The 8647-nt window shown below is 50.5% G+C and carries 8 protein-coding genes and 1 pseudogene; 7 read left to right on the top strand and 2 right to left on the bottom strand.

Annotated elements, in window-relative coordinates; all coding sequences use genetic code 11:
- Position 1: 1 nt before the first annotated feature.
- The gene (gene hemA / locus VJY99_RS04460) at positions 2–1258 is read right to left on the bottom strand and encodes a glutamyl-tRNA reductase (protein ID WP_324116702.1); all 1257 of its coding nucleotides are present in this window, start codon (positions 1256–1258) and stop codon (positions 2–4) included.
- A gap of 204 nt (positions 1259–1462) precedes the next feature.
- Between hemA and lolB the strand changes: the two genes are divergently transcribed.
- From lolB to dauA, 4 genes are all read left to right on the top strand, one after another.
- Positions 1463–2086, top strand: a complete 624-nt coding sequence (lolB, locus tag VJY99_RS04465) for a lipoprotein insertase outer membrane protein LolB (RefSeq protein ID WP_324116704.1) — start codon at positions 1463–1465, stop codon at positions 2084–2086.
- A complete protein-coding gene (gene ispE, locus VJY99_RS04470) occupies positions 2086–2955 on the top strand; it encodes a 4-(cytidine 5'-diphospho)-2-C-methyl-D-erythritol kinase (RefSeq protein ID WP_324116706.1) in 870 nt (289 codons plus the stop codon). The genes lolB and ispE overlap by 1 nt, the downstream gene beginning before the upstream one ends.
- Before the next feature lie 122 nt (positions 2956–3077).
- Entirely contained in the window at positions 3078–4025 is a 948-nt protein-coding gene (gene prs, locus VJY99_RS04475) for a ribose-phosphate diphosphokinase (RefSeq protein WP_324116708.1), read from the top strand.
- Positions 4026–4148: 123 nt separating this feature from the next.
- Positions 4149–5822 carry a C4-dicarboxylic acid transporter DauA gene (gene dauA / locus VJY99_RS04480; RefSeq protein WP_324116710.1) on the top strand — a complete coding sequence of 558 codons (1674 nt, stop codon included), beginning with the start codon at positions 4149–4151 and terminating at the stop codon, positions 5820–5822.
- A 59-nt stretch (positions 5823–5881) separates the two neighbouring features.
- On the opposite strand, the gene ychH is transcribed toward dauA, so the two are convergent.
- The gene (ychH, locus tag VJY99_RS04485; protein ID WP_324116712.1) at positions 5882–6160 is read right to left on the bottom strand and encodes a stress-induced protein YchH; all 279 of its coding nucleotides are present in this window, start codon (positions 6158–6160) and stop codon (positions 5882–5884) included.
- Between the two features lie 275 nt (positions 6161–6435).
- Between ychH and pth the strand changes: the two genes are divergently transcribed.
- The 3 genes and pseudogenes from pth to VJY99_RS04500 form a co-directional block, all read left to right on the top strand.
- Positions 6436–7020, top strand: coding sequence for an aminoacyl-tRNA hydrolase (gene pth, locus VJY99_RS04490; protein WP_324116714.1), 585 nt, complete (start codon positions 6436–6438; stop codon positions 7018–7020).
- A 136-nt stretch (positions 7021–7156) separates the two neighbouring features.
- Positions 7157–8248 carry a redox-regulated ATPase YchF gene (gene ychF / locus VJY99_RS04495; protein WP_324116716.1) on the top strand — a complete coding sequence of 364 codons (1092 nt, stop codon included), beginning with the start codon at positions 7157–7159 and terminating at the stop codon, positions 8246–8248.
- A gap of 182 nt (positions 8249–8430) precedes the next feature.
- A pseudogene (locus tag VJY99_RS04500) lies at positions 8431–8647 on the top strand (tyrosine-type recombinase/integrase); the annotation flags it as partial.

Consider the following 8647-nt stretch of genomic DNA (forward strand, 5'->3'; position numbering starts at 1 on the left):
GCTAATCCAGCCCGAGGCTGTTGCGCAGAATCTGCAGGCGTTCGTCATCCCCGTCACGGGCAGCCTGCGTGAGCGATTTGGTTGGAGCGTGGATCAAGCGATTGGTTAATTTCCATGCCAGATCCTGAAGTACGGTTTCGGCATCGGCACCTTGCTGAAGTGCGGCGATAGCTTTAGCAGCCAAATCATCACGCACTTGCTCAGCCTGGTTACGATACTCACGAATGGTTTCTGTTGCGCTTTGGGCGCGCAACCAAGCCATAAATTCACAGCTTTCCTGCGCGACAATCGTCTCAGCTACAACAGCAGCTGCTTTGCGCTGCGCCAGGTTGCTTTGAATAATCGACTGCAGGTCGTCAACGCTATAAAGATAGGCGTTAGCCAGTTTGCCCACTTCGGGTTCAACATCACGAGGAACGGCAATGTCCACGAGCAGCAAAGGCCGGTTGCGACGGGCTTTCAACGCGCGTTCTACCATGCCTTTACCGATGATAGGCAGTGGGCTGGCGGTAGAACTGATAATAATGTCGGCGTCTTGCAAGCGTGAGTCGATGTCGCTAAGGCTTATCACTTCGGCACCGACTTCATCAGCCAGCACCTGGGCGCGTTCACGCGTGCGGTTGGCAATGATCATTTTCTGCACGTTGTGTTCACGTAAGTGACGTGCGGCCAATTCAATAGTTTCACCCGCACCGACCAGCAATACCGTCACCGTCGATAAGGATTCAAAGATTTGTCGTGCCAGGGTACAAGCCGCAAACGCAACGGATACGGCACTCGCGCCGATTTCGGTTTCGGTTCGTACGCGCTTAGCCACGGAGAAGGACTTCTGGAACATACGTTCCAGTTCGCTGGAATGCGAATGCCCTTTTTGGGAGTCGGCAAACGCCTTTTTGACCTGCCCGAGGATTTGTGGCTCGCCAAGCACCAGCGAATCCAGGCCGCTTGCAACACGCATTAAATGTGTTACTGCGTCGTTGTCGTGATGCCAATACAGGCTTTTACGCACTTCCTCTTCATTAAGGTTGTGGTAATTACACAGCCAGCTCACGAGTTGTTCGTGCAGGTTTTCCTGTTCTCCAACACTCAGATACAACTCTGTACGGTTGCACGTGGACAACACGACTCCGCCCTGCACCATCGGCTGCGCAAGCAGGCTGTTCAACGCCTGGTCGAGCGTGTCCGGCGAAAACGTAACACGTTCTCGCAACGAGACTGGAGCTGTTTTGTGGTTGATGCCAAGCGCTAAAAGGGTCATTGAGCGGTCTGAGTAATACCGATGTTGGTAAGGATTAACTCGGCGCATCATACAGGATGCGCGCAGTCAATAAAAGGGAGCCACCCCTTGTTGGGTATCAGCGCAATTAATGATTTAAGACAACTTGAACGTAGACGACCTGGCTTACCACCGCTAGCATAAACAGTTAACAACTAAAATGATTGAGAAGGATCTGCCGCCGCTATGATTATGCCGAAAGCCCGTCTGCTGCGCCTTGCGCCCCTGGCAAGCCTTGTTTTGGCTGCGTGTTCTGTCCATCAACCCAGCGGTCCTGGCAAAAGTCCTGACGCTCCGCAGTGGTTACAACACCAGCAACAAGTGCAAAAAATCACCCAATATCAGACGCGTGGTGCATTTGCCTATCTTTCTGATAGCCAAAAAGTTTATGCACGTTTTAACTGGCAACAAACTACGCCAGACCGCTATCGTTTATTGCTGACTAACCCGTTAGGCAGCACCGAACTCGAGCTCAATGCGCAGCCTGGCGTGGTCCAACTGACTGACCGCAATGGTAAAAAATACGTTGCCGATAACGCTGAAGAGATGATTTCCCGCCTGACCGGCATGCCGATTCCGATCAATAGCCTGCGTCAATGGATTCTCGGTCTGCCAGGAGAGGCCACTGACTATAAAATTGATGCCCAGTATCACCTGAGCGAAATCAACTACACGCAAGACGGCAAAACATGGAAAGTGGTTTACAGTGATTATGACGACAGTGTGCAACCTGCACTGCCGTCAAACATGGAACTGCGCGAAGGCACACAGCGTATCAAACTCAAAATGGATAGCTGGACGGTTAAGTAATGAGAAAACGTTGGCCGTCACCGGCAAAATTGAACTTATTTTTGTACATCACGGGTCGTCGTGAAGATGGCTACCATAATTTACAAACTTTATTTCAGTTCCTTGATTATGGCGACACCCTCATCATTGAGCCCAGAAACGATGGCCAAATTCGTTTAGTTACCCCGATTGAAGGGGTGCCTGATGAAGAGAATTTAATTGTCCGCGCCGCGCGATTATTGCAAGACACCGCCTTGTTGATGGGGTCCTTGCCACAGGGTGCAGGAGCAGAAATAAGCGTTGAAAAACGATTGCCGATGGGGGGTGGTTTAGGCGGGGGCTCTTCAAATGCAGCAACCGTGTTGGTTGCCCTAAACCACGTGTGGAACACCGGTCTGACTGAAGATCAACTGGCCGCGCTAGGTATCACTCTCGGTGCCGATGTACCGGTTTTTGTCCGTGGGTTTGCCGCTTTCGCTGAAGGGGTTGGCGAGAAGCTTACCCCGGTCTCGCCGCCCGAAAAGTGGTACCTGGTTGCACATCCTGGTGTCAGTATTCCAACGCCGCTCATTTTTAAAGATCCAGAGCTTCCACGAAATACCCCGATTAGATCAATTGAGACGTTATTAAACCGTGATTTTGGTAATGATTGTGAGGTTATCGCAAGAAAACGTTTTCGTAAGGTTGATGAGCTGCTTTCCTGGCTGTTAGAATACGCGCCGTCGCGCCTGACCGGCACCGGCGCTTGTGTGTTTGCTGAATTTGACACCGAGAACGCTGCCCGCCAGGTGCTTGAGCAAGCCCCGGAATGGTTGCAAGGGTTTGTTGCGCGAGGCGTTAATGTCTCCCCGCTGCATCAGACCATATCCGGGCAAGCTGAGTATTGGTGACAACGTCACCTTGTTTCAGACGTTGCATCAAGCTCTTTATACACCGCCTGGATGGCGCTACCCCGCCCGCATAAGCTGCGGTAGTACCATCCGCCACTGGACGCATGCCTGAGGTTTTTCTCGTGCCTGATATGAAGCTTTTTGCTGGTAACGCCACCCCGGAACTAGCACAACGTATTGCCAACCGCCTGTACACCTCCCTTGGTGACGCCGCCGTCGGTCGTTTTAGCGACGGAGAAGTAAGCGTACAAATCAACGAAAATGTACGCGGTGGTGATATTTTCATCATCCAGTCCACCTGTGCACCAACTAATGACAACCTAATGGAATTGGTTGTTATGGTAGACGCCCTGCGCCGTGCTTCTGCAGGTCGTATCACCGCTGTTATCCCTTACTTTGGTTATGCTCGTCAGGATCGCCGTGTGCGTTCTGCCCGTGTGCCAATCACCGCGAAAGTGGTTGCTGACTTCCTCTCTAGTGTTGGGGTTGACCGTGTTCTTACCGTGGACTTGCACGCAGAACAGATTCAGGGCTTCTTCGATGTACCTGTAGATAACGTCTTCGGTAGCCCAATCCTGCTGGAAGATATGCTGCAAATCGGCCTGGTAAACCCAATTGTGGTTTCTCCAGATATCGGTGGCGTTGTGCGTGCTCGTGCTATCGCAAAACTGCTCAACGATACCGACATGGCTATCATCGACAAACGTCGTCCTCGCGCTAACGTTTCCCAAGTTATGCACATCATCGGTGATGTATCTGGCCGTGACTGCGTACTGGTAGACGATATGATCGATACCGGCGGGACTCTGTGTAAGGCAGCTGAAGCGCTGAAAGAACGTGGTGCTAAACGTGTGTTTGCTTATGCAACTCACCCGATTTTCTCCGGCAATGCGGTTCACAACCTGCGTAACTCCGTCATCGACGAAGTTATCGTATGTGACACCATTCCATTGTCTGACGAAATCAAAGCGCTGCCAAATGTCCGTACCCTGACGCTGTCAGGTATGCTGGCTGAAGCAATTCGCCGTATCAGCAATGAAGAATCAATCTCTGCGATGTTCGAGCACTAATCGAACTCGCTTAAAAAAACCCGCTACGGCGGGTTTTTTCTTTTGTAGTATTTATTCATTGAATCAATGCCTCCTTCACCTGCCATTGTATTGACAGATGATGCGCTCACGGATGGAATCAAAGTGAAAAACGTATCTTCTTCTGTATTACCTTTTCGCGCTCTGATAGATGCATGTTGGCGTGAGAAATATACCGTCTCCCGTTTTAGTCGCGACATTATTGCCGGGATTACCGTTGGGATTATTGCTATTCCGCTGGCGATGGCGTTGGCTATCGGAAGCGGCGTTGCACCACAATATGGCCTGTACACCTCAGCGATTGCAGGGATCGTAATCGCATTAAGCGGAGGCTCACGCTTTAGCGTTTCCGGGCCGACAGCGGCCTTTGTGGTCATCCTCTATCCGGTGTCACAGCAATTTGGTCTGGCGGGTTTGCTTATCGCCACGTTAATGTCCGGCGTGTTTCTTATATTATTCGGATTGGCACGATTTGGCCGTCTGATTGAATACATTCCCCTTTCCGTCACGCTCGGTTTTACCTCCGGAATTGGGATTACCATTGCCACTATGCAGGTAAAAGATTTCTTTGGCCTGACGCTGACACACGTCCCGGAACATTATTTAAGTAAAGTGGCGGCGCTGGCGATGGCGATACCCACCCTGAATCTTGGTGATATGGCTATCGGCGTAGTCACGCTAGGCGTGTTAATCCTATGGCCACGTCTGGGGATTCGTATTCCCGGCCATTTGCCTGCACTGTTAGCCGGTTGCGCAGTCATGGCGATTGTCTATGCGATGGGCGCTGATGTGGCAACGATTGGCTCACGCTTCCACTATGTGCTCGCCGATGGCACGCAGGGCAATGGCATTCCGCAGCTATTACCGCAACTGATGCTGCCGTGGAACATTCCCGATTCAAACTTCACGCTAAGCTGGGATTCGCTAAGCGCCCTGCTACCCGCGGCATTTTCGATGGCGATGCTTGGCGCAATTGAATCACTGTTGTGCGCCGTGGTGTTGGATGGCATGACCAGCACCAAACACAACGCCAACAGTGAACTGATAGGCCAGGGCCTGGGCAATATTATTACGCCTTTCTTTGGTGGGATTACTGCCACCGCCGCCATTGCCCGTTCAGCGGCCAACGTGCGTGCAGGAGCAACCTCCCCGATTGCTGCCGTGATTCATGCCCTGCTGGTCATTATGGCGTTGTTGGTTCTGGCGCCGTTGCTCTCATGGTTACCGCTCTCTGCGATGGCAGCCCTGCTACTGATGGTCGCATGGAATATGAGCGAAGCGCATAAAGTGGTCAACCTGCTGCGCTATGCGCCGAAAGACGACATTATCGTGATGGTTATCTGCATGTCGTTAACGGTGTTGTTCGACATGGTCATCGCTATTAGCGTCGGCATTGTTCTCGCGTCATTACTTTTTATGCGCCGTATAGCGCGTATGACTCGGCTGGCACCGGTAAACATCCATACGCCAGAAGGTGTGCTGGCATTGCGCGTCACCGGTCCGCTGTTTTTTGCCGCAGCTGATGGGTTATTCAATGATCTGGCCCAGCGTGTTGAACAAAACCATCTGATTATTTTGCAGTGGGATGCGGTTCCGGTGCTCGATGCGGGTGGCCTCGATGCGTTTCAACGCTTCGTGGAAAAACTACCTGAGGGTTGCGAATTGCGGGTCACTAATCTTGAATTTCAACCGTTGAAGACACTTGCACGCGCTGGCGTAAAGCCCATTGCAGGCCGTCTTGCATTTTATCCAGACATTCACGCAGCATTGGCTGAGTAAAATTTGTGCCAAAAAAAACGGTTCTGTAATAAGAACCGTTTTTCTTTTTATCAATGGAATTAACTGTGGCGATGATGATTATCGCGGCGACAACGTTTATCGAAGTGGCGCACCCACCAATAACGGTCACACACCTGTTCGTGTCCACCCACACGCGCACCAGCCAACCAAAGAACCGCACCAACAAAGATGCTCAAAACGGCACCGTGGGCGAAATACTGCGGGAAGTTAAACTGTGGGAGCTGGTTTAAAATGGAGTAACCGACACCACCCACCATTACGACAAGCCCCAACCCCATAAAAATATTACCGAGTAACGAAGCGTTTTTGCGTTTCATATGTCACCTCCGGGTGTAATTGGGTCGACGGGGAAAATCCCCACTCCTTGTGTGTAAAGTATAGACAACACCGCTTCGGATTATGTGCGTGAGCGATCACAATTACGGATCAAAGAACGACAAATATTGACAAATAACTTGCTGAATAGCATGAAATTCCAATGGTTAGCATTGTGTACTATTCAATAGTTTGGGTAGTGAAGCATTGCCTCTTTGTCATCGTGCCAGGAGCACAGTAAACTACGCGGCTCTGGTCTGTTTTCAGGAATGTAAACGTGAGTATTAAATTGATAGTTGGCCTGGCAAATCCAGGTGCGGAATATGCGGCAACTCGCCATAACGCCGGTGCCTGGTATGTGGATTTACTTGCTGCGCGCCATAACCAGTCGCTTAAAGAAGAGAGCAAATTCTTTGGTTACACCGCACGCATAAACCTTGCAGGAGAAGATGTTCGCCTGTTAGTGCCAACCACGTTTATGAACCTCAGTGGTAAAGCTGTTGGTGCGATGGCCACCTTTTTCCGCATTGCTCCGGATGAAATCCTCGTCGCCCATGATGAGCTAGATTTACCGCCCGGTGTGGCGAAGTTCAAACTCGGCGGGGGTCATGGCGGCCACAATGGCCTGAAAGATATCATCAGCAAATTAGGTAATAACCCCAACTTTCACCGCTTACGTGTCGGAATTGGTCATCCAGGCGATAAAAACAAAGTTGTGGGTTTCGTTTTGGGTAAACCACCACTTAGCGAACAAAAGCTGATTGATGACGCGGTAGACGAAGCCGCACGTTGCACTGAGGTTTGGCTAAAAGAAGGGTTGACCAAAGCGACCAACCGTCTTCATACCTTTAAGGCGCAATAACATCTGGGTGGCGGTTAGCAAGGATTTCTACCCCCGCTATATGGCGTTTGGGTGTATAATGTCGAAAGTTCTGATCATTTTATCAATGAGATAACATTAACTCATTGAATATCAAGTAATTAAGGTGAATTAAACCATGGGATTCAAATGCGGTATCGTCGGCTTGCCGAACGTTGGTAAATCAACCCTGTTCAACGCGCTCACCAAAGCGGGAATCGAAGCTGCAAACTTCCCGTTCTGTACCATTGAGCCGAACACTGGTGTGGTACCAATGCCAGACCCACGTCTGGATAAACTGGCCGAAATCGTTAAGCCACAACGCATTCTGCCTACTACCATGGAATTCGTTGATATCGCAGGTCTTGTGAAAGGCGCATCCAAAGGTGAAGGTCTGGGTAACCAGTTCCTGACCAACATTCGTGAAACCGAAGCTATCGGCCACGTGGTGCGTTGTTTTGAAAACGACAACATCATTCACGTGAATAACAAAGTTGATCCAGCTGATGACATCGAAGTCATTAACACTGAACTGGCGCTTTCTGACCTCGATACCTGTGAGCGTGCTATTCACCGTGTGCAGAAGAAAGCTAAAGGCGGCGATAAAGACGCAAAAGCTGAGCTGGCTGCGCTGGAAAAATGTCTGCCACAGCTTGAGAACGCCGGTATGTTGCGTGCGCTTCCTTTGACCGAAGAAGACAAAGCGGCTATCAAATACCTGAGCTTCCTGACGCTGAAACCAACCATGTACATCGCGAACGTCAACGAAGACGGTTACGAAAATAACCCATACCTCGACATAGTACGTGAAATCGCCGCTGCCGAAGGTTCTGTCGTTGTTGCTGTATGTGCAGCCGTTGAGTCTGATATTGCTGAACTCGACGATGCTGACCGCGAAGAGTTCATGGCAGAAATGGGCCTGGAAGAACCTGGCCTGAACCGCGTTATCCGCGCCGGTTATGATTTGCTGAACCTGCAAACTTACTTCACCGCTGGTGTGAAAGAAGTACGCGCATGGACTATCCCTGTTGGCGCCACAGCTCCACAAGCAGCGGGTAAAATCCATACCGACTTCGAAAAAGGCTTTATCCGCGCTCAGACTATCGCGTTCGAAGACTTCATCACCTATAAGGGTGAGCAAGGTGCGAAAGAAGCTGGCAAGATGCGTGCGGAAGGTAAAGATTACATCGTTAAAGATGGCGATGTGATGAACTTCCTGTTCAACGTCTAAATAGTTTCTGTTGTCTCATGAGATCTCACTGCATCTCATAAAGACTAACAAACTCCATAAAATCCACGCATTTGCGTGGATTTTTGTTTTCATGACGTCTCATATAATCTCGCTACAGCGCAGCTAAAAATGAGTACACAGGTCAGTATCTCCAGTTTCCATCCACTCAATGAGTGAGTTCAATGTGGTGGACGCTGGCGAGACCAACCGAAGTCACCGAAGCGGAATGGTCAGAATTCGATCTTGATAAAGCATTGTGGACCCTTCCCGCAACGCGAATGAAAGCCCGCAGAGAACATCTTATTCCCCTCCCCTCTCAAGCCATTAAAATGCTCAGAACCTGCCATGGTTTGACAGGACATCGGCAGCACCTCTTTCCGGGACGAGATAACCCACGCG

Source organism: Buttiauxella sp., from assembly GCF_035271705.1.
In the GTDB taxonomy this organism is placed as follows: Bacteria; Pseudomonadota; Gammaproteobacteria; order Enterobacterales; family Enterobacteriaceae; genus Buttiauxella.

Bases quoted from the DNA above. Each gene is read 5' to 3' on its own strand.
- lolB (WP_324116704.1), top strand. From the start codon at position 1,463: ATGATTATGCCGAAAGCCCGTCTGCTGCGCCTTGCGCCCCTGGCAAGC.
- ychH (WP_324116712.1), bottom strand. From the start codon at position 6,160: ATGAAACGCAAAAACGCTTCGTTACTCGGTAATATTTTTATGGGGTTG.
- ychF (WP_324116716.1), top strand. From the start codon at position 7,157: ATGGGATTCAAATGCGGTATCGTCGGCTTGCCGAACGTTGGTAAATCA.
- ispE (WP_324116706.1), top strand. From the start codon at position 2,086: ATGAGAAAACGTTGGCCGTCACCGGCAAAATTGAACTTATTTTTGTAC.
- hemA (WP_324116702.1), bottom strand. From the start codon at position 1,258: ATGACCCTTTTAGCGCTTGGCATCAACCACAAAACAGCTCCAGTCTCG.